11 protein-coding genes are annotated in these 21,987 nt (G+C 67.3%); 2 read left to right on the top strand and 9 right to left on the bottom strand.

The window, feature by feature from the left end; translation table 11 throughout:
• Positions 1–4: 4 nt before the first annotated feature.
• Genes ACFSQR_RS02485 through ACFSQR_RS02465 form a run of 5 tightly spaced genes read right to left on the bottom strand, consistent with a single transcriptional unit; the run spans position 5 to position 6,309 of the window.
• The gene (locus ACFSQR_RS02485; protein ID WP_377727741.1) at positions 5–1,003 is read right to left on the bottom strand and encodes an AAA family ATPase; all 999 of its coding nucleotides are present in this window, start codon (positions 1,001–1,003) and stop codon (positions 5–7) included.
• Complete coding sequence (locus ACFSQR_RS02480; RefSeq protein ID WP_377727739.1) at positions 1,000–1,620, bottom strand: DUF4159 domain-containing protein; 621 nt, start codon at positions 1,618–1,620, stop codon at positions 1,000–1,002. Before ACFSQR_RS02480 ends, ACFSQR_RS02485 begins: the two co-directional genes overlap by 4 nt.
• Before the next feature lie 6 nt (positions 1,621–1,626).
• A complete protein-coding gene (locus tag ACFSQR_RS02475) occupies positions 1,627–3,261 on the bottom strand; it encodes a TldD/PmbA family protein (protein ID WP_377727737.1) in 1,635 nt (544 codons plus the stop codon).
• Positions 3,262–3,318: 57 nt separating this feature from the next.
• Positions 3,319–4,656, bottom strand: a complete 1,338-nt coding sequence (locus tag ACFSQR_RS02470) for a TldD/PmbA family protein (protein WP_377727734.1) — start codon at positions 4,654–4,656, stop codon at positions 3,319–3,321.
• A gap of 15 nt (positions 4,657–4,671) precedes the next feature.
• On the bottom strand, positions 4,672–6,309 hold the full coding sequence (locus tag ACFSQR_RS02465) for a TldD/PmbA family protein (RefSeq protein WP_377727732.1): 1,638 nt from the start codon (positions 6,307–6,309) through the stop codon (positions 4,672–4,674).
• Between the two features lie 290 nt (positions 6,310–6,599).
• Between ACFSQR_RS02465 and ACFSQR_RS02460 the strand changes: the two genes are divergently transcribed.
• Positions 6,600–7,391 carry a class I SAM-dependent methyltransferase gene (locus ACFSQR_RS02460; RefSeq protein ID WP_377727730.1) on the top strand — a complete coding sequence of 264 codons (792 nt, stop codon included), beginning with the start codon at positions 6,600–6,602 and terminating at the stop codon, positions 7,389–7,391.
• 92 nt (positions 7,392–7,483) lie between these two features.
• Here ACFSQR_RS02460 and ACFSQR_RS02455 read toward each other — a convergent pair whose 3' ends face one another.
• Together ACFSQR_RS02455 and ACFSQR_RS02450 are read right to left on the bottom strand one after the other, a co-directional pair.
• Positions 7,484–9,088, bottom strand: a complete 1,605-nt coding sequence (locus tag ACFSQR_RS02455; protein WP_377727727.1) for a serine hydrolase — start codon at positions 9,086–9,088, stop codon at positions 7,484–7,486.
• A gap of 7 nt (positions 9,089–9,095) precedes the next feature.
• A complete protein-coding gene (locus ACFSQR_RS02450; protein WP_377727724.1) occupies positions 9,096–10,952 on the bottom strand; it encodes a M1 family metallopeptidase in 1,857 nt (618 codons plus the stop codon).
• A 101-nt stretch (positions 10,953–11,053) separates the two neighbouring features.
• Between ACFSQR_RS02450 and ACFSQR_RS02445 the strand changes: the two genes are divergently transcribed.
• A complete protein-coding gene (locus ACFSQR_RS02445; RefSeq protein ID WP_377728295.1) occupies positions 11,054–11,626 on the top strand; it encodes a TMEM165/GDT1 family protein in 573 nt (190 codons plus the stop codon).
• Here ACFSQR_RS02445 and ACFSQR_RS02440 read toward each other — a convergent pair whose 3' ends face one another.
• Entirely contained in the window at positions 11,627–13,282 is a 1,656-nt protein-coding gene (locus ACFSQR_RS02440) for a CehA/McbA family metallohydrolase (protein WP_377727721.1), read from the bottom strand. It abuts the gene before it with no gap.
• 132 nt (positions 13,283–13,414) lie between these two features.
• The gene (locus tag ACFSQR_RS02435; protein WP_377727718.1) at positions 13,415–21,907 is read right to left on the bottom strand and encodes a GH36-type glycosyl hydrolase domain-containing protein; all 8,493 of its coding nucleotides are present in this window, start codon (positions 21,905–21,907) and stop codon (positions 13,415–13,417) included.
• Positions 21,908–21,987 lie beyond the last annotated feature (80 nt).

Here is a 21,987-nt window from a genome sequence, read left to right as displayed (position 1 = left end):
CTTGTCAGGCGACCGGGATCTCGTTGTGCAGCGCCTGCAGGATGTCGGCGATGGCGATGCCGTCCGCTTCCGCCTCGAAGTTGCGCAGGACGCGGTGCGCCAGCACCGGCAGCAGCATGGCGCCGATGTCCTCGCGGGTGGCCGCCAGGCGGCCCTGCATGAGCGCGCGCGCCTTGGACGCCAGCACCAGCGCCTGTCCGGCGCGCGGGCCTGCGCCCCAGCCGACGTGCTTCCGGACCGCGGCGACGGTGGTCTCCGACGGGCGCGTCGCGCGCACCAGGCGGGTCGCGTAGCGCACCAGGTGCTCGCCGATCTCGATGTCGCGCACCAGCCGCTGCAGGCGCAGCAGCGTTTCGGTATCCATCGCCTGCTCGGCGTCGCGGAGGCCGGCATGCGTGGTGGCCGACACCATCCGCACTTCCTCGTCCTCGGTCGGGTAGACCACGTCGATGCGCAGCAGGAAGCGGTCGAGCTGCGCCTCCGGCAGCGGATAGGTGCCGGACTGCTCGATCGGGTTCTGGGTCGCCAGCACGAAGAACGGCTTGGGCAGCTGGTGGGTCTGGCCGGCAAACGTCACGGCGCGCTCCTGCATCGCTTCCAGCAGTGCGGACTGGGTCTTGGGCGGCGCGCGGTTGATCTCGTCGGCCAGCAGGACCTGGGTGAACACGGGCCCCTGCTGGAAGCGGAACACGCGCTGGCGGGTGGCGTGGTCTTCTTCCAGGATCTCGGTGCCGACGATATCGGACGGCATCAGGTCCGGCGTGAACTGGACGCGGTTGAAGTGCATGCCGGTGGCCTGCGCCAGCGACTTGACCAGCAGCGTCTTGCCCAGTCCCGGAACGCCTTCGACCAGCGCATGGCCGCCGGCCAGCAGGCAGATGATCAGCGAGTCCAGCACCGATTCCTGACCGATGATGACCTTGCCCATGCTGGCCTTGAGCGCGCCAACCTTGCGCGTCAGTTCGGCCACATCGTTTTCGTTCCAGGCTACCGCTTCCATCATGCTCCCAATGCGTATTGAATGATATTGACCGCGAAGCGCGTGTTGTCGATGACAAGGTAGCGCTTGTTGCGGAAGTCGTAATCCCACTCGCAGCCGTAGTCCTTGTTGGAGTACAGCACGCGCACGCGCCCGTCGATCTCGATCGCCTTCAGGTAGTCGTGCACCAGGTCGTCGCCCCAGCCGTTCAGCTCCACGCCGGTATTGGGCGGGCCGTCGAACTTGAAGAAGCTCGAATAGATGGGATGGTTGTTGGGGATTTTCTTCAGCGCCTTCGGGCCGAAGATGCGCGCCATCTCCGCTTCGAAGGACTTGGCGAACAGGCCGTCGATGTCATGGTTGCAGTCGTCCACGAACACGAAGCCGCCGCCGCGCACGTAGCGCTCGAAGTTGCGCCGCTCGGCCGGCGAGAACTGCACCAGCTTGTGCCCGGCCATGTAGACGAACGGCGCCTCGAGCACCTTGGGATCGGACAGCGGCACCATCCGCTCGACCGGGTCGACCCGCAACGTGGTGTACTCGACCAGCGAGTTCAGCACGTTGCTCGGCATGCGGATATCCACATCCCAGTCGCCCGAATCGTAGATCAGGCGCGTGAAATAGAAATCGAAAGCTGCCACTGCGGTTTAGCCGATCTTGCGCGCCGTGTTGATGACGTTGATGCCGTCGAAACGCGTGGTCGACGAACCGTGCGACACCGCGGAGACCTGCCCCGGCTGGCCTTTGCCGTCGAAGAAGGAGCCGCCCATGCGCCAGTCGCGCTCGTCGCAGATCGCGCTGCACGCATTCCAGAAGTCCTGCGTGTTCGCCTGGTAGGCCACGTCTTCCAGCATCGGGCCGATCTTGCCGTCCTTGATCTCGTAGTACAGCTGGCCGCCGAACTGGAAGTTGTAGCGCTGCTGGTCGATCGAGTAGGAACCGCGGCCGAGGATGTAGATGCCCTTCTTGACGTCCTTGACCATTTCGTCCGGCGTCAGGCGCTGCTTGCCCGGCGCCAGCGACACGTTCGGCATGCGCTGGAACGCGACGCTGCTCCAGCTGTCCGCGTACGAGCAGCCGTGCGATTCGTTCTGGCCGATCATGTGGACCTGGTCGCGCGTGGCCTGGTAGTTCACCAGGATGCCGTCCTTGATGATGTCCCAGCGCTTGGCCGGCACGCCGTCGTCGTCGTAGGCGACGTTGCCAAGCGAGGTCGGCTCGTTCTTGTCGCCGGTGAAGTTGACACGTTCGCTGCCGAACTTGAATTTCTTCGACTGCCACTTGTCCAGCGTGAGGAAACTGGTGCCGGCGTAGTTGGCCTCGTAGCCCAGCACGCGGTCCAGTTCCGTCGGGTGGCCGACCGATTCGTGGATGGTCAGGAACAGGTGGTCGGGCGAGAGCACCAGGTCGTACTTGCCCGGCTCGACCGACTTGGCGCTCAGCTTCTCGCGCGCCTGGCGTCCGGCCAGCTTTGCCTCCGCGACCAGGTCGTAGGATTTGGTGTACAGCGTGGCGACGCCGCCGGCGGCGCGCACCTTGTGCTCCGGCCTGGCGTCGAAGTATTCGTAGCCCATGCCGACCGGGGAGCCGAGTCCCTCGCGGTTGCGGAACTTGCCGGTGGCCTTGTCGACCGCGGTGGCGGTCAGCGGCGCCCACAGGCGGTGCACGTCCTGGTCGATGTAGGAGCCGTCGGTGGACGCGAAATACTTCTGCTGGTTCACCTGGAACAGCTGCGAGCGCATGAAGCTCGCGCCGGCATCCAGGCCGGCCTTGTTCGCGGCCAGCAGCATCTCGGCCTTTTCCTTGATCGGCACGGTGCGCCAGTCGCGCGTGTACGGGGTCGCCCACGACACTTCGCCGACGCCCTTCACAGGCGCCAGCACGACCGGTTCGGACTGCAGCTTCGAATTGGCCTTGGCGATGGCGACCGCGGTACGTGCGGCGCTGGCGACGCCGTCCGGCGTCATGTCATTGGTGGCGGCAAAGCCGTAGGCGCCATTGGCGACCACGCGCACGCCGACACCGGTCGATTCGGTGTTCACCACGTTTTCGACGTTCAGGTCGCGCGTGGTGATGAACTGGTTGAGGTAGCGGCCGATGCGAACGTCGCAATACGATGCGCCGGCCTTGGTGGCCGCGTTCAGCGCGGCGTCGGCCAGCGCTTTCTTGAACCTGACTTCCATCGGGCTGGTGAGCTGTTCGGCCGCGATGGCGTTGCCGAATACCGGTACCAGCAGGGTGCCGGCGATTCCGCCGAGCTTGAGAAAACTGCGTCGTTCCACGATCTACTCCAAAAGCGGGGTTGGGGACGGCCCCGCCGGGGACCGTCCCCTTTTTGATTACACGGCGTCGGACAGCGACGTGAAGTTGAAGTCGCGTACCTTCATCGGCGGAATCATCATCGAGTAGTTCGACTCGTCGCCCGCGATCACGACCGGCTTGCCGATTTCTTCGATGTTGTTGAGCATGGTGATCGGGCTCTCGTTGAAGCGGAAGTTCTTCACCGGGTACATGATCTTGCCGTTCTCGATGTAGAAGGTGCCGTCGCGGGTCAGGCCGGTCAGCAGGACCGATTGTGGGTCGACCATGCGGATGTACCAGGTGCGGGTGACCAGGATGCCCTTCTTGGTGGACGCGATCAGGTCCGCGGTGCTCTTGTCGGTGCCGGCCATGATGATGTTGCCGATCGAGCCGACCGGACGCACGCCCTTCTTCTGCGCCCAGAACAGCGAGTAGTCGAGCGCACTGACCTTGCCGTCCTTGATGACCGGGAAGCGCTCGCGCGCCAGCATCGAGTTGCCGGCCCACGGGGTCACGGCGACATTCGGATCCCACGGGTCGGTCCAGATGTTGACCTTCTCGTCGAACAGCTTCTCGCCCAGGCGCGTGCCGCCGCCTTTCTTGGACAGGAAGCTGCGGCCTTCGTCCGCGTTGCGGGCGTCGAAGCCGTTCAGCATGAACGAGATCAGGCCGGCGGTGGCAGCCGGCTCCAGGATCACGGTGTAGCGGCCCGGCTCCAGCGCCTTGGCGTCGACCGAGCGCAATGCTTTTTCGATCGCGATGTCGGCCGCCTCGCGCGGATTGAACTTGGCCGCGTCGATCGCGGTGCTCTTGGCCCAGCCCGAACCGCGGCCGTCTTCGGTGCGCACGGTGCAGGTGAAGTCGAGCGAGGTCGCATCCTGGTGGCCGAACACGCCCTTGGAGTTGGCGATGGTCTGGAACTCGGTGTTATCGCTGAAGAAGCCTGCGCACACCAGCTTGTTCTTGCGGCTCGCCTCGATGCTGTAGGCAGCGACGGCGGCGCGGAACTCGGGGTCGATGTCGGCAGTCTTCTTGCTGAAGGTCGGCGACGGCTTGTACTGCTGGTTCGACACCGCCGGCACGAACTCCGGATTCTCCGGCGCCAGGCGCGCCAGGTCTTCCGCGCGGCGCACCGCTTTTTCGATCGACTTCTCATCGAACTCGTTGACGGTGGCGGTGCCCTGCTTCTTGCCGAAGGCGACCGACACGCCCATCTGCGTGTTCTCCACCAGGCCGGCGGTCGACACGGCGTTGCGCGCAAAGCGGATGTTGCCTTCGCGCGAACCGTTGATCGACACCTGGCACTGGTCGGCCTTGGTATAGGACATTACGCGGTCGGTAATGCGCTTGGTTTCTTCTTGGGTCAGAAATTTCATGTGCGTGTTCCCTGCTTAGCCAATTTTGCGTGCGGTGTTGATGACGTTGATGCCGTTGAAGCGCGAGGTGGACGATCCGTGCGAGACCATCGATACCTGCGACGGCTGGCCTTTGCCATCGAAGAAGGAGCCATCCATGCGCCAGTCGCTCTGGTCGCAGATCGCCGAGCAGGCGTTCCAGAATTCCTGGGTGTTGGACTGGTAAGCCACGTCCTCCAGCATGCCTGCGATCTTGCCGTCCTTGATTTCGTAGAACAGCTGGCCGCCGAACTGGAAGTTGTAGCGCTGCTGGTCGATCGAGAACGAGCCGGCGCCCACGATGTAGATACCCTTCTTGACGTCCTTGATCATCTCGTCCGGAGTCAGCTTTTTCGTGCCGGCCTTGAGCGAGATGTTCGGCATGCGCTGGAACTGCACGCTGCTCCAGCTGTCGGCGAACGAGCAGCCCTGCGATTCTTCCAGTCCCAGCACGTGCGCCTGGTCGCGCGTGGCCTGGTAGCTCACCAGCACGCCGTCCTTGATCACGTCCCACGACTTGGTCTTCACGCCTTCGTCGTCGTAGCCGACCGCGCCCAGCGAACCCTGGCGCACCTTGTCGGCCTCGATGTTGACGATCGGGGAACCGTACTTGAAGTTCTTCGACTGCCACTTGTCGAGCGTGGCGAAGCTGGTGCCGGCGTAGTTGGCTTCGTAGCCGAGCACGCGGTCCAGTTCCGTCGGGTGGCCGACCGACTCGTGGATCGTCAGCCACATGTGTTCTGGCGACAGCACCAGGTCGTACTTGCCCGGCTCGACCGACTTGGCGGTGAGCTTCTGCTTGGCGTGCATGCCTGCGGCGCGCGCGTCTTCGACCACGTCATACGCGCCGTTGTACAGCGTGGCGACGCCGCCTGCTGCCTTGATCTTGTTGTGCGGCTTGGCGTCCAGGTATTCGTAGCCCATGCCCACCGGCGCCGACAGGCCCTGGCGGGTGCGGAACTTGCCGGTGCCACGGTCGACCGCGGTGGCGCTGAGCGGCAGCCACAGACGGTGGATGTCCTGGTCGATGTAGGAGCCGTCGGTGGAAGCGAAGTACTTCTGCTGGTTCACCTGGAACAGCATCGACTGCATGAAGTTCGCGCCGCCGTCCATGCCGGCCTTGTTCGCGGCCAGCAGCATATCGGCCTTTTCCTTGATCGGGACGAGGCGCCAGTCCTTCTTGATCGGGGTCGCCCAGCTCACTTCGCCCACGCCCTTGACCGGCGCGAGGCGCACGGGTTCGGACTGCAGGCGCGCATTCGCCTTCGCGATCGCCACGGCCTGGCGCGCGGCGTTGGCCACGGAGTCCGGCGTCATGTCGTTGGTGGCGGCGAAGCCGTAGGCGCCACCGGCCACCACGCGGATGCCCACGCCCGCGGACTCGGTGTTCACCACGTTCTGCACCGTCATGTCGCGGGTGGTGATGAACTGGTTCAGGTAGCGGCCGATGCGCACGTCGCAGTAGCTCGCGCCAGCCTGCGTGGCGGCCGTCATCGCCGTGTCGGCGAGTGCTTTCCTGAGTTTGTTATCGACTGGTTTGACCAGTTCTTCTGCAGCGATGACGCGCCCGGCAACCGGGAGCATCATCGATCCCAGGGCCATACCGCCGATGTTTAAAAAGGTACGACGTTCCATTCTGTCTCCTGTGCTTTTTTGCTTTGATGGACCGAAAAACCGCAGGCAACCTTAGCAGTAAAACGGAGAAATTACCACGCAAAGTTTGTGCCAAACGGGCAGCCGTTTCATTCTCTTCACAGGGTGTATGCACACTGTATGGACGGCCTCATGTCCGCGTACGTCCGCATGCTGTCCGGCGCCGCCGCGCGGACACGTATGCATGCATACACCGCACACATTCGCTTGACGCAGCAGCAGGCTTGCCAGATGATCGCCGTCATCGATTAACCAACAAGAACGGAGTAACGATGAAACGACTGATCCTCGCTGCGATGATGGCCATTGGCGCCGCCGGCGCCGCCCACGCGCAAGACCCGCTCAAGGCCGCGATCGAAGGCGCGCACCGCACCCCCGCCAACGTCGCACGCGACAGCGCACGCCACCCGTACGAGACGCTCAGCTTCTTCGGCATCCGTCCCGACATGACGGTAGTCGAACTGGAGCCGAGCGGCGGCTGGTACACCGAGATCCTCGCTCCCTACCTGCGCGAGAAGGGCAAGCTGATTGGCGCGGCCGAAGAGATGAAGCCGGAGAACCGCTACGCGATGGCGTTCAAGAAGAAGATCGATTCCAACCCGGCGGTGTACGACAAGGTCGCGGTAGGCCTGTTCGATCCGGGCAAGCAGTACAACATCGCGCCGGCCGGCAGCGTCGACATGGTGCTCACCTTCCGCAACATGCACAACTGGATCGGCCAGGGCGACGAGAAGATGCGCGAGCTGCTGAAGGCGGTGCACACGGTGCTCAAGCCGGGTGGCGTGTTCGGCGTGGTGGACCACCGCCTGCCGGCCTCGATGAAGCAGGATGAGCGCGCGTCGTCGGGCTACATGCACGAGGCGTGGGTGATCAAGACGGTGGAAGCGGCGGGCTTCAAGCTGGCGGCCAAGTCGGAAGTGAATGCCAATCCGAAGGACACGGCGAACCATCCGAAAGGCGTGTGGACGCTGCCGCCGTCGTACGCGTTGAAGGATGTCGACCGCGAGAAATACATGGCAATTGGCGAGAGCGACCGCATGACGCTCAAGTTCGTGAAGCAGTAAGACCGCGGGGACTGTCCCTGCGGGACTGTACGCTGATCTTTCCTGCGCTTGGATAATGGGGACTGTCCCGCGAAGGGACAGTCCCTTTTTTCTTACTTGGCTTTTTTGGCAGGCGTGAACGACAGGTCCTGGAAGTCGTAGCTGAAGTCCGTTTCCGACGAAATCGGCGCCATCTTCATGCGCTCGATCGAGCCGTCCGGGTTCAGCGCAAACGTCACGTAGGCGTCCGCATTGAAGTTGCGCTCCTTCCAGCGCACGATGAAGGTGTCGTATTGGAAGTGTTCCAGCTCACCCACCAGGTCGGGCGACTTCGAGAAGCTCATCACGCGCTTGCCGTTCACCGGCTTGATCGACACCGTGCCGTACCACGCGTCCTCATACTCGCCGTCGTACGAAGCCATCGGCAGCGACGGCGCCGACCTGGCGCGCGTTGCGTTCTCGGTCTTCAGCTTGGCCATCTCCTTCGCGTGCGCTTCCATTTCGACGTCGTGGACCAGCTTGATCCAGTCGCTCGGCTGCGCCTTGAGGTAGTGGTCCAGGATGCGGTACTGCAGCGCGGTCATGGCGCCGCCGCTCTCCGCGTTGGTCAGGATTGCGATCCCCAGCTTTTCTTCCGGGACCATCAGCACGCGCGAGTAGAAACCCTGCAGCGCGCCGCCGTGCATGGCCAGCATGCGGCCCTTGTAGTCGCGCAGCTGGAACCCCAGGCCGTAGGCGAAGTAGTTCGGGCGCGTCGCCGCCAGCGCCGGCTTCGGCTCGCTGATCTTGATCGGCGTCTGCGCGGTCCACATTTCGCGCGCCTGCTTTTCGCTGAACAGGCGCTTGTCCGAACCGGGGATCTTGCCGCCGTCGAGCAGCGCGATCATCCACTTGGAGATGTCCTCGGCGCCCGTGTTGATGCCCACCGCGCCGATGGCGTTCGACACCGGCACCTGCTTGACCAGGGTGGCCTTGCCGTTGATCTTGGAGTGCGCGCCCGCCACGTTGGTGAAGGCTGCGTTTTCTTCCAGGCTGGTGGTGGTCGCGGTCATGCCCAGCGGCTTGAGGATCCGCTCGTGCATCGCCTGGCCCCAGGTCATGCCCATCTTCTGCGCGACGATCTTGCCGGCGACGATGTACAGCAGGTTGTCGTAGGCGTAGCTGGCGCGGAAGCTGGTCGCCGGCTTCACGTAGCGCAGCTTGTGGATGATTTCGTCGGTGGTGAAGGTGGTCGTCGGCCACCACAGCAGGTCGCCCGCGCCCAGCCCCAGGCCGCTGCGGTGCACCAGCAGGTCGCGCACCGTCATCTCGTTGGTGACGTACGGGTCGTACATGCGGAAGTCCGGCAGGTGCTTGATGACCGGGTCGTCCCAGGCCAGCTTGCCCTCGTCCACCAGCATCGCCAGCGCGGCCGCGGTGAAGCCTTTCGAGTTCGAGGCGACCTCGAAGATGGTCTTGCCGTCCACCTTCTCGGGGTGGCCCAGCTTGCGCACGCCGAAGCCCTGCGCGGTGACGACCTTGCCGTCCTTGACGATGGCGATGGCGATGCCCGGCACGTCGAACGTGCGCAGCGCGCGGTTGACGTCGGCCTCGAGGTTGAACGCGGATTGCGCCTGGGTGCTGGCGGCTGCGGACGCGCCCTCCGCCGCGTGGGCGGACAGGCTGGCGAATGCGATGAGCAGCGCGCTGGCGATGCGGGTCATTGGTTTCACTTGCATGGTTCCTTTATTTCTTCGGCATGACGCGGGCGACGCTGGCCTGGGTCTCCGGGTGGTAGCGCTCGCGCGCCTTGGCGAATACGCCAACTGCGAATGCGCGCTCTTTCGGGTCCTGCACCAGCGCGGTGTACAGCGGCACCACGAACTTCTGGCGGCCGACGCTCATGAGGAAGGCGCGCAGCGGCTCGCGGATCGCGTCCGTGTAGCCCGCGTGGATGGCGGCGCGGTAGAAGCGGAACGCGACTTCGTTGTTCTTCGTGGTCGCCAGGCCGAACGCCTGGTCCAGCTCCTTGAGTCGCGCCGCGCTCACCTTGGTGTCGATGTCGTTCAGGAACTTCATCCACTCGGTGGCGGTCCAGCCTTTCACCGGCAGCTTCGAGGTCGCGATGTCGCCCTTGATCCAGCCGGCGATGGCCGCATCCAGCCGCGCCAGGCGTTCCGAGTGCGCGCGCTTGGCGCTCTTCGGGATGCCGGGGCCGTACATCCACTCGTCCAGCTCGGCCTCGCTCATGATCTGCGGATTCGCGGCCAGCAGGTTCTTCTGCAGGTACTCCCTGAACTGGTCGTTGGTCACGCTCTGGAATGCGTGGTTGTCGAACCAGCTGCGCAGGAACTTGTCGAACCGCGCGCGGCCGGCGCGCTGCTCCAGCGTGTGCAGGAACCATGCGCCCTTCGGATAGGCGAGTCCCTCGTCGGTGTAGTTGGCGTTCGAGGTGTCAGGATCCCTGGTGAGCAGCGCCTGCTTGGCGACCGGGATGTCGGCCAGCGATGCCAGCGCTTCTTCCTGCTCCAGCTGCAGGTTCATCAGCGCGACTTCGGTGCCGTACAGCTTCTCGAGGATGCGGGTGGTGACATAGGTGGTCACGCCTTCGTTCAGCCACCAGTGCTTCCAGGTCGCGTTGGTGACCAGGTTGCCGGACCAGCTATGCGCCAGCTCATGCGCGACCAGGTCGACCAGGCTGCGGTCGCCGGCGATCATGGTCGGGGTCAGGAAGGTCATGCGCGGGTTTTCCATGCCGCCGATCGGGAACGATGGCGGCAGCACCAGCATGTCGTAGCGTCCCCACCGGTACGGGCCGTACAGCGATTCGGCCGCGTCGATCATCTTTTCCGTGTCCGCCAGCTCATAGGCGGCCGCCTTCATGCGCAACGGTTCGGCATAGACGGCGGTGCGCGGGCCGAGGGATTTGCCTTCCAGCTCGCCGATGCCGATCGCGATCATGTAGGCCGAGACGGGCTGCGGCATCTTGAAGGTCCAGCCGCCCTTGCCGGTGGCTTTCGGGTCGTTCTCCGCGCTCATCACCACGCGCAGGCCGGCCGGCGCGTCGATGTGCGCGCTGTACGGGAAGCGCACGGCCGGCGTGTCCTGCGACGGCACCCACGAGCGCGCGTTGATCGGCTGGTTCTGGCTGAACATGAACGGGTGCTTGCCGGACATGGTCTGCGCGGGGGTCAGCCACTGCAGCGCCTTGGCGGTCGGCGCGGTCTTGTAATGGATACGCACCTTCTTCGGCTGGTTCGGCAGGTCCACCTGCAGCGCGCTGCCCTTTTCGGCGTCGAAGGGTCCCAGCTTGTAAGTCACCGGCGCCCACTGGCCGCGCGCGTCCTGCGCCTCGATGCGGGAGATCGCCAGGCTGTGCGTGTCCAGGTCCAGGGTCTTCGCGGACTTGTCCAGCCATTCCAGAGTCAGTTCCGCGAAGCCGCCGAGGCTTTTGCGTTGAAAGTCCGCTTTCAGGTCCAGGTGCAGCGCGCTGGTTTTCACCTGGTCATAGCGCGCGTAGGAGAGCGGGTCGAGGGCGCTGGCCGGACCGGCCAGGACGAAGAAGGCGCATGCGGCGATGCGCAGGGTCTGGGAGGTTTTCATGGTGCTGGAGAATAGCACTTTGCGATGGCGGGCGAAAGCTGGAGCCTGTAATGACGCGCCGCCCTGCTATCATTGCCTGCTCGATCACACTGGCAGCACTCATGGAAGCATTCATCGTTTCGACCGGCATCGTCGCCCTGGCGGAAATTGGCGACAAGACCCAACTCCTCGCATTCCTGCTGGCGGCCAAGTTCCGCCGCCCCGTCCCGATCATCCTTGCGATCCTGGTGGCCACGCTGGCCAACCACGCGGTAGCCGCATCGGTCGGCGCCTGGGTCTCGGCGCAGCTGGGACCGGAGGCGATGCGCTGGATCCTGGGCGTGGGCTTCCTGGCCATGGCGGCATGGACGCTGATCCCCGACGAAGTGGACGAAAAGGCAAAACTGCCGCGCTACGGCGTATTCCTGACCACACTGATCGTGTTCTTTTTGGCGGAAATGGGCGACAAGACCCAGGTCGCGACCGTGGCGCTGGCTGCACGCTTCGACGCGCTGCTGGCGGTCGTCGCGGGCACGACGCTGGGCATGATGATCGCGAACGTGCCCGCGGTGCTGTTCGGCGAACGTATCGCCGCAAAGGTGCCGCTCCGGCTCGTGCACGGCATCGCCGCCGCCATCTTCGCGCTGCTGGGCGTGGCCACGCTGCTCGGCGCGGGCGAACGGCTCGGCTTCTGATCAGTCCAGCGGCGCGCCGGACTGCTGCTGGCTCACCCACACCGGGGCAGACCACAGCACGTTGCCATCCTCCTGCGTGACCTTCGCGTAGTAGAAATGCTCGCCGGGCGCGGGCGTGAAGTACGCGTCGGCGACGCGCGCCAGCTCGGTGACGGTGCCGTTACGGCCGGGAACTCCCTCGTACAGCACGACCGCGGCGGCGCGCTTGCCCGCCGCGTTCGCAAATCCCACCAGGAGACGCAGCGGCCCGCTGTTGGCGAAGCGCTCGCCCATCATCCGCCCGTTCGCCGTCAGCACCACCTGCGATCCCTTGTCCATGGTCGCGAATACGCGCCGTGCGCGGATCGCGTCCATCAGCGCCGCTTCGCTGAACGGCACGCCGGACGGCACCAGGATGCCCGTGCGGTTGGTGTAGGAGGCGCCCCAGTTGGCGCAGTGGTTGTCCTGGTTGCTGGAGAAGGCGACGCGGAAGCCCGCCTCCAGCACCTTGTTGCACGCGCCTTCGAAGCTTGACCGCCGCGTCTCCGACTCGCTGGTGCTGGTCGAAAAGGCGGAGGTGTTGAGCACCTCGCACAGCGCCATGGCGTCGCCGCCGTCGTCCGTGTAGCCGAACGCGACGCCGCCGACCTGGAACTGGCCGCGCCAGCTGGGATGGTTGAACTGGCCCAGCCAGCCGCGCTGCCGCATCAGCGTGTACAGCGCCGCGTAGTCGTTCTTCGGCGTGAGCGTGTCGCCCAGCAGTTCGCCGCTGTCGTTGCGCTCCCATCCCAACAGCTCCCCTGCTCCCAGGATGTTCACATGGCCTCCATTGCTAATCACGCCCCACTCCATTCCATACAACGCGACAAAGCCGGGGCTCGCGGCGGTGAAGGCGCTGGCGATCGCCAGGCCGTCGCGGTACAGCGCCCGCGCCTCGCCCGGATCGGCCTGCGGATCGTGCCCGTCGGCGCCGTCGTACATGTGGTTGTGTTCCGACGCCATCAGGAAGTCGAGGCCGCGCCCGCGCGCGTAGGTGAATGCATCGAGGGGCCCGTGCGGAGAAGCGCCGGGCTCCTGCGCGCCGCTGCAATCGCCGACGTCCGCGCCGCCGTCACTGTGGTTGGTCTGGCTGTGCAGGTTGCCGTAGTAGACCTGGTACGGCAGCGCGCCCGCAGCGTTAGCGGCGCCGGCGGGCCAGCGCAAGGACGGCGCGGACATCGGCGCGGCGCCGGCCATCCGCATCGTAGTCACCGGGCCGAGCACGACCTCCCATGCCTGCTCGATCAGCTCTCCCTCAGGCGCGTGCGCCGCGCGCGGCCTGGCCCGGGCACGCATGCGCACCGTGTACCGTCCGTCCGCGGCCTTGCCTTCGATTCGCCCGCGCCACGGCACGCGCACGCTGGCGCCATTCTTCGGCAGCCGCAGTTCTCCCGACCAGGTGCGCAGCACCTCGCCGCGCTGACCTTCCAGCGCCAGCGTCCAGTGCACGGACAGTTCCTGGTGTGCGGTCGGATGGTCGAAGCTGAGCGTGAACGTGCGCGCACCGCCTGCATCGTCCCCCTGGTAGGGCGCGTGCAGGGTCGCTTCAAAGCCGTGGTGGTTCCGGTCCGCCAGCGCGGCCGGCGATATCGACAAGGCGCCGGCGGCGGCGAGTGTGGCGAGGCAGGGGCGAGGCATGCGTCCTCCGGTATGGTAGCGGCGAGTCCGCTACTTCCACTTTAGACAGCACACCGAAACCGGCTTGATGCTTATTAACTATTTACTAACAAGTTGACATGACGGGATGCGCCCAGGAAACAGTCACCGTGTTCATACGGCAGGGGCGGGGCCGATGCAGAGGTTGACCAGGTGCTGTTCACCGTCGTCCTCCAGGACGATGCAGCTGCCGTCCACCGGCTTGCCATCCAGCGTCAGCGATGGCGTGGCCGCGCGGCGCACATCGATCAGGTACAGCGCCGTGCCGTGCCGGTAACGCACCGTGAACCCGTCCCACTGCTCCGGAAGCAGGGGCGAGAGCGCCAGCGCGCCGTCCCTGAGCCGCACGCCCAGCAGCGATTCGAGGATCAGCCGGTACATCCAGGCCGCCGAGGTGGTGCACCAGCTGCGCTCTCCGCGCCCAGCGTCCGGACCAAGCGCGCTGATGCCGCCGGCCATGGCGTAAGGCTCGACCGCATATGCCCGCGCGTCGTCGCGATTGCCGGAGCGCGCCAGGGGGTTGAGCATGCGCTGCAGTTCCCACGCGCGCTCCGTGTCGCCCAGCTGCGCAAACGCCATCGCCACCCATACGGCGGCATCGGTCGATTGTCCGCCGTTCCAGCCTACGCCCGGAGGGAACGCGCGGACGCTCCCGGGATCCGGCACGGCGCGTTCGAACGGCGGGTCGAACAGCTGCACCAGACGCTGCTCCGTGCGCACCAACTGGCCGGCGACCTGCGCCATCGCCATGCGCGCCCGCTCGGGAAGCGCCGCGCCGGACAGCACGCTCCAGCTCTGCGCCGTCGAGTCGATGCGGCAATCGGCGCCGGCGCCCGATCCCAGCGGCGTGCCGTCGTCGTGGAATGCGCGCAGGTACCAATTGCCATCCCAGCCGTGTTCCTCGACCGACTGCGCCAGCTGCACCGCGTGTTCGCGGCACGCGATGGCAAACACGTGGTCGCCGTGGCGCTGCGCCACCTCGCCGAACCGGGTCAGCACATCCACTGTGAACCAGGCCAGCCATATGCTCTCGCCCCTGCCCTCGCGTCCGGCCATGTCGAGCGATTCGTTCCAGTCGCCGCTGCCGATCTGCGGCAGGCCGTGCGGGCCGGTCCGCCATGCATTCCTGATCGCGCGCACGCAGTGTTCGTACAGGGTGGCCGATGCGGTCGCGCGGCCGGGCACGTCCTCGTATGACTGCTCACCGGGGTTGAGCGGGCGCCCGTCCAGCCACGGTGCGTGCTCCGACAGCACCGCGTCATCGCCCGTCGCGCCCACATAGTGCGCAACCGCATACGGCAGCCACAGGTAGTCGTCCGAACTGCGGGTGCGCGCGCCGCATCCGGACGGCGGATGCCACCAGTGCAGCACATCGCCCTCGCTAAACTGGTGCGCCGCGCACAGCAGCAACTGCTCGCGCAGGAGCTGGGGCTGGGCGTGCACCACCGCCAGCGCCGCCTGCAACTGGTCGCGGAAGCGGCACGCTCCTGCGCCGTGGCCCGGTTCGATGCGCGACCACATGCCGTTGGCGATCGCTTGGTACAGCAACCAGCCATTGGCCAGCGCGTCCAGCGCGGGGTCGGGGGTGGTGACCCGGACCGCACCCAGCACATCCTCCCAGTGCTGGCGGACCTTTTCCAGGGCGCGGTGCGCCGCCTCGCTGCTGCCGCAGGTTTCGATCACATGCGCGGCATCGGTGGTGCGGCGTCCGCCAACGCCCAGGACGAACACCAGCTCGCGCTCTTCGCCGGGACGCAGCGCGAACGGAGCGCAGAACGCGGCGCATGGGTCGAGCGCGGCGCCGGTACGGCCCGACAAGCGCCTGCGCCGCATGGCCGCCGGATGGGCGAGCGAGCGGGTGCGGCCGACAAACTCCTGCCGGTCGCACGTCACCGTGCGGATCTGCGCGTTCACATAGAAGAATCCGACCCGCCCGCCCAGGTCGGGATTGAACGCATTGCGCGCGAACAGCGCGCCGCTGTCGGCATCGAGCCCGGTGACGATGTGCATGGCGCTGCGCTCGCGCAGCTCGCCCAGCACCCATTCAACATAGCCGGTGACGGACAGCCGGCGCAGCGAAGGACCGTCGTTGCGGACGCGGATGATGGTGTACTTGAGCGGCGCGTCGGGAGCGACGAAGACCGTCATCTCGCTGTGGATTGCGTCCTGCGCATGCTCGAACGTGCTGTAGCCGAACCCGTGGCGCGTGATGTAGTCGCCGCTGCCGGTCGCGGGCAGCGCGGAGGGCGACCAGAAGCGCCCGGACTGCTCGTCCCGGATGTAGAACGCTTCGCCGGAGGCATCTCCATCCGCTGGCGTGAGGCGGAACCGGCCGGCGTTTTCGTTCCAGGTGAATCCGTGACCGCTTTCGCTGACCACGCAGCCGAACGAGGGATTGGCCAGCACGTTTTCCCAGGGGGCCGGGGTGCGTGCGTCCGCGCGGCTGCGGATCACATATTCGCGTCCGTCCGGCGCCAGCCCGCCCATGCCGTTGAACAGCTGGAGCTCGGGCAGCGGCATCGGTGACTGCCGGTAGGGCGTGGCGTCCACGTCCGGCTCCGGCGCGAGCGGGCCGTACCTGGGCGCCTCGGCAAACGCCTGCGCCACCTGGTCCGCCAGCGCGCCGTCGGCGTCGTCGAACACGATTCGCGCCGCTGACATCATCAGCAACTGGTCGTCCGGCGACACCTGGTCCAGGCCGCGCACGAAGATCCCGCCCGGCTGGCCGGATGCAGCCATGCCGAGTCCGGCGTTGACCATGCCGATCAGCTGGTCGCGCAGCGGCTGCGCGTTGTTGTCCTGGTACCAGAGCACGAGGTCGACCGGCAAGCCCTTCATGCGCCAGTAGGCGTGCGCCTGGATCAGCTGGCGCGCCATGCCAATGTTCGCGGCGTCGCGCAACAGCAGCAGGAGGATCGGCAGGTCGCCGGAAACGGCATATGCCCACAAGCCGGACTTGCCGCGCTGGTTGCGCGCAAGCGTGGCGGGATCGGCGCGCAGCGGCGCTTGTGGATAGATCACGCCGGCCGCCAGTTCGGCGTAGAGCTGGGCGGAAGCGTCGTCGATATCCAGCTGGCGCAGGACGGCCTGGCCGTGCGTGCGCGCCAGTCCAAACACGCGGTCCGCCAGATGGGCGTCCTGGTATTTGCCGGCCAGCTGCACGGCGGATTCCCGGCCTGCCGCTGCGCCGGTTACGAAATCGACGGTGGCGGCCTCCCCCGGCTCCAGCACGAACCGGCAGCGAATCGCGGCGATGGGGTCGCGCAGCGCGCCGCAAGCGCCGCTGAGCGCGCCCTCATGGCGCATGGCGCCGGGCATGGAGACATCGTTGCCGTGCCCGGTGAAGGACGCGCCGCTGGTCGCGAACGACATCACGGCGCCAGCCGCATCGCGCGCACACGCAAGGTGCAGGATGTGAAGAACAGGCTCGCCGTCCGTGCGTGGACGGCGCTGCCAGAGGATGGCGTCCTCGCCGTCCAGGATCTCCGCCTGCAAGGGCAACGCGGACAGGGATGGGCTTGCGGCATCCTCCGCGTGCGCGGCGAGCGCCACCTCCGCGTAGCTGGTCAGCTCCAGCGTGCGGGCGACACCCGAGTTGTTGGTGACACGGGTGCGGCGCAGCTCGACATCGTCCTCCGGCGACACGGCCACCTCGGTATGCAGGTCGATGCCGTGGTCGTGGCGGCGGAAGCTGGCGCAGCTCTCCGAGAACACCGCCTCAAAACTTTCCGGCTGCACGCGCGTGGGCTGATAGGTGGTGGACCAGACTGCGCCCGAGCCGCAGTCGCGCACGAAGCAGAAGCTGCCCCAATGGTCGCGCGTTCCGTCCTCGCGCCAGCGCGTCACGTCGATACCGTTCCAGCGGCTGTAGCCGCCTCCCGCGCTGCTGACCATCACGTGATAGCGGCCGTTCGACAGCAAGTGCACGCGCGGAACGGGCGTCACTGCGCGGCCGACCGTGCGCGGAGGAGATCCCGCGTCCGGTGCGGCGCCTGGCGCAGGTACGCCGCGGGCAGCACGGAACGCGGCAGCCGGCGAAATGCGCTCCTGCAGCAACGACAGCGTGGCGCGCAGCTCGGGAGCCGACGCAAAGCGGCGCTGCATGGCGCGGTCGCACAGCAGGTGATCCAGTGCCGCCAGCGCGATACCCTGCTGCCGGGCCGAGAATGCATGTGTCGGTTCCAGCGCGCCGTCGACGCCGGCCGATGCCCCATCGTGCAATCCGTAGCGCCCAAGCAGGCCGATGCCGGCCATGCGCTGCAGGTTGCGGATGGCGCGATCGTGGCCGCCAATCAGGCCGAGCAGCGAAGCCGATGGCGTGCCAGCGATGCTGTCCGGGCTGTCGCCGGCGGCATCTTCTCGACCGTCGCCGTCGTCCAAGCCTGAAGCGCCCCGGGGCAGGCCGGCACGGCGTCCGTGGCCCACCAGCGCACGCACGGCCGCGCGCCCGCTATGGTCCAGCAGCGTGCCATGGCAGGCCGGCATCACCAGGTGGGGAAGCAGGTGATCGGACAGCGCTCCGTGGCGCGATTGCAGCACTTGCTCGTGATGCACCCAGAGCAGCTTCCGTCCGAGCGCATACCAGTGCTCGCGCGGCAGCTGTCCCTGCGCGATGGCGACGAAGCTGGCGAGGCGGCTCTCCGACGCGAGCAGGTCGTGCTGGCGCGCGTCCAGGCGTCGCTCGTCCACGTCATAGCCGGCGCACAGGAAGCGCGTGGCGCGGTTGTACAGGCAGCCGAAGTCCATGCACGCTGCGGCGCGCGCCTGCTGCGCCAGCGCTTCGAGCCGCGCCACGCGGGCGGCCGCCCGCTCCCTGCCCTCCCCCACCAGCTTGTCGATGCCGGCGGAACGATCGCCGGACCGCTCCGGCAGGGAGAAGCCTGCCAGTTCCCGCAACGTCGGCATCCGGGTCAGGTGCGAATCGAGCACGTACTGGTCGGCCCGCGCGGCCCAGGGGGCCAGTTCCGACAGCTCCTCCAGGAATGCGGCGCACTGGGCGCGCAGCCGCTCGCTCCAGTCGACCAGATCCGGCACGCCGCTCTGGGCTGCGGCGGCGACCTGCGCGGCGTGGCGGCACAGCTGCGCCAGGCGGTCCGCGAAGCGGGGCAGCGTCTGCGCGCCGGCCTGCTCGCTGCCCCGCCCCAGTTCGGCGCGCATCGCCGCTACCGCTTCGGCGACGCCGGCACCGGCCTCCTTCGCGTGCTCCTCCACGATATCCAGCGTGGTGGCGATGCCCTGGAACGCCTGCGGTCCGACCAGTGGCGCGTCGGCAGCCTGCTCCAGGCCGGGCGCGAGCGCCAGCAGGTGGCCTGCCAGGTTGCCGCTGGCAGCGGTGGAGACATAGCGCCGCTCGAGCGGCTCGAGCGTCAGCGTGTCGTACCAGTTGAACAGGTGCCCGCGGTGGCGCTCGATGCCGCGCACCGTCGCCAGCGCGCCCTCGCAGCGCGCCAGCAGCTGCCCGGTCGTGACATAGCCGAAGTCCCACGCGGACAGGTTGGACAGCAGGGACAGCCCGATGTGCGTGGGCGAGGTGCGATGGTCAACCGCCTCGCGATCGCTCGCGTGCGCGCGATCGGGCGGCAGCCAGTTCTCCTGCGCGGTCACGTAGGTCTCGAAAAAGCCCCAGCTGCGGCGCGCCAGCTTATGCAGGAAACGCGCATCCGCCGGAGCGATTTCCGATGCCGCTTTGGGCAGCGGCAGGCTCACCCACCATGCCACCAGCGGCGACAGCAGCCACGCGAGCAGGAATGGCCCTGCCAGCAGCAGCGCGGGAGGATTGGACAGCTGCAGCGCCACCGCGCACAGCACGGCCAGCAGCGGCGCGAACCACATATTGCGGGCATTGCTGTGCAGGTTGGCGGAAGAACGCGACAGGCTCGCCGGCCGCCATTCCAGCAGGCGCCGGCGCGACACCAGCATGCGCCAGCAGGTGCGCACGATCGCATCGAGGTTCACGAACGCCTCGTAAGGCAGGAACACCAGCGCCAGGCCGGCATGGCCGATCGACATCGCGGCGTTATGCCACACGTTGGACCAGTGCTGCGGCCACGGCACACCCGCCGGCTTCTCGATCAGGTTGAACAGCGCCGACACCATCGGCGGCACGAAGATCGCCGCCAGCACTGCTGCGGTCCAGAACCAGTCCACCGGAATCACCGGCCACGATATCACCAGCAGGGCTGTCAACGCGGGCGCCACCAGGCTGCGGCGCAGGTTATCGAAGATCTTCCAGCGCGACAGCGGAGTGAGCGGATTCGGCAGGCGAGCGCCATCCGGACCGGGAACGGTCGGACGCAGCCAGCCCGCGATTTGCCAGTCGCCGCGCACCCAGCGGTGGCGGCGGCCCACGTCCTCGCTGTAGCGCGACGGTGTCGGCTCGTACAGCAGCTGGTCCGCCAACACGCCCGAGCGCAGGTAGCAGCCTTCCAGCAGGTCGTGGCTGAGTATGCGGTTCACGGGCAGGCGCTTGCCGAGGACGCGCTCGTAGGCATCGACATCGTAGATGCCCTTGCCGGCGAACGAACCTTCCCCGAACAGGCTCTGGTAAGCGTCGGGCAGGCTGCGCGTGCGCGGATCGACGCCGTGGGCGCCGGCGCACAGGCCCTCGTAGCGGGACGACAGCGTGGCAGGCAGGCGCACCGCCATCCGCGGCTGCAGCATGCCGTAGCCGTCGAGAACGCGCGAACCGTCCGGCGCCACCTGCGCCTGGTTCAGCGGATGCGCCATGGTGGCGACCAGCTCGCGCGCCGCATCGCGAGGCAGCATCGTATCAGCGTCGAGCGTGATCACGTAGCGAACCGCATGCAGCTGGTCGACCTGGCCCACCATCAGCTCGAATCCCGTGCGCGGGCCGCCGCGCAGCAAGGCGGTGAGCTCGGCGAGCTTGCCGCGTCGGCGCTCGTGGCCCATCCACACCCCTTCCTGCGGGTTCCAGCGGCGCGCGCGATGCAGCAGCAGGAAGGGCTGCACCTGCTGCGTGTGCTCCGCCGCCGTGCCGTCTTCGTCATAGGTCGTGACCGTGCGCTCGAATGCGTGACGGCCGTTCAGCGCGTCGATGCGCGCGCGCGCCAGCGCCAGCAACTCGTCGTCGCCGTGCACGTGCTGCGCGTCGGCGTCCGCAAAATCGGTGAGCAGGCAGAAACGCAGATTGGGGTCGCGGTTCGCGAGGAAGTGCACTTCCAGCGTGTCGCACAAGGTGTCGACGTCCGCCGGCGAATAGAGCATCGATGGCACGGCGACCAGCGCCTGCGCGTCGTCCGGCACGCCGTCGCGGAAATCCATGCGCGGCAGGAGGCGCGGCCTGGTCAGCTGGCCGGCAATGAAGCTGACGAGCGCAACTGCCAGCTGGCTCGCGCCGACCGAGAACACCAGCGTGAACAGCGCAGCCAGCACCTCGTCCAGTGCGCTGTCGCGGGCGCGGTCCATCGCCGCGACGGTGAACAGCGTGGTGAACACGAAGATCGCACCGAGGAAAGCGAGCAGGCGTGAGCGCTGCGAGGCAAACGGACTGGCGCGCGGGGCCAGCCCCAGGCGCTCTTCGAGCAAGGGCGCACCACGCCCGACCAGGTAGTGGCCGACGTGGCGGGTGCGCGGATCCAGTCCGCCGGCGCTCGGTGCGCGCGGCTCGCGCGCCAGTGCCACGGCGGCCTGCGCCACCTCCAGCTCGGGGCGGCCGCTGCGGCCAGCCAGCAGCGCAACCTTGCGCCGGTAGGTTTCCCGCGTGCCGGCGTCCATGCGCGGATAAGTGCCGTCCGGATCGCGCCCGAGCTCCTGCTCGACGTGGCTGAGCCGCGCGACGAAGGCCTGCCAATCCACCGTTCCCAGCAACCGCAGGGTCGCCGCCGCGTTGTCAACCGATGCCTGGTCGGCGGCCTGCTGCGCGATCTCGTCCAGCACCTCCTGCTCGACCGTGCGGCCGGTCTTGGCCAGGTTGGCGGCCAGCCACTGCATCGCCAGCGTCGCGCTCTGGCCCTGCAGGCGGCGCGACAGTTCGGCCACGAAGCTGCGGGTGCACGGCGGCTGCGAGCGTGCCATGTCGGCCACCAGCACCAGCAGGCGGGCGGGCTCCGGGGCCGCTTGTGCCAACCGGTCTGCCCATTGGTTCGCGAGGCGGCGCTCGTTCAGGCCACGCAGCGTGGCGCCGGCAATGCGGCGCAGCGCCTCGACCAGGGCGACGCGCAGCATCGCCGGGAACAGCTGCAGTTCGGCCAGCGTCAGGACGTGGGTTTCCTGGTAGGCGGCGAGAAACCGCGCCGCGTTGTCGACATCGACCTTCCCATCGGTGTGCGCGACCAGCTCCAGCGCCAGTTGGTAGATGCGCGGCTCGCCGGCGCCCTCGCCGCCGGCGAGCCGCGGCAGCGTGCGGCGCAGCTTGCGCGGCATCTCGCGCCTGGCGCGCAGCGCCTGCTCCCCGATCAGCGTGGCGTGCTGCAGCAGGCATTCGGCAGCCGGCGTGAGCGCGAGCCCGCCCTTGCTCGCAGCCGCGATGCCATCGCAGGCCTGCACGATGGCCCCGGCATTGGCGGCGAGGCGCGGCAGCAGGCGCACGGGCGGCGTGCGCTGATCGATACGGTGGAGTGAAGCGAGCTCGCGCCCGTGTTGCGCCATCCGGGCCGCGCCGAACAACTCGGCGCGCAGCGGCTGCTCATCGGCGAGACCGCGAGGGCTGGACGGATCTGGTAGCGGGG

The organism is Pseudoduganella sp. GCM10020061, from assembly GCF_042683405.1.
Lineage (GTDB): Bacteria > Pseudomonadota > Gammaproteobacteria > Burkholderiales > Burkholderiaceae_D > Telluria.
This window is presented reverse-complemented; position numbering and strand designations above follow the sequence as displayed.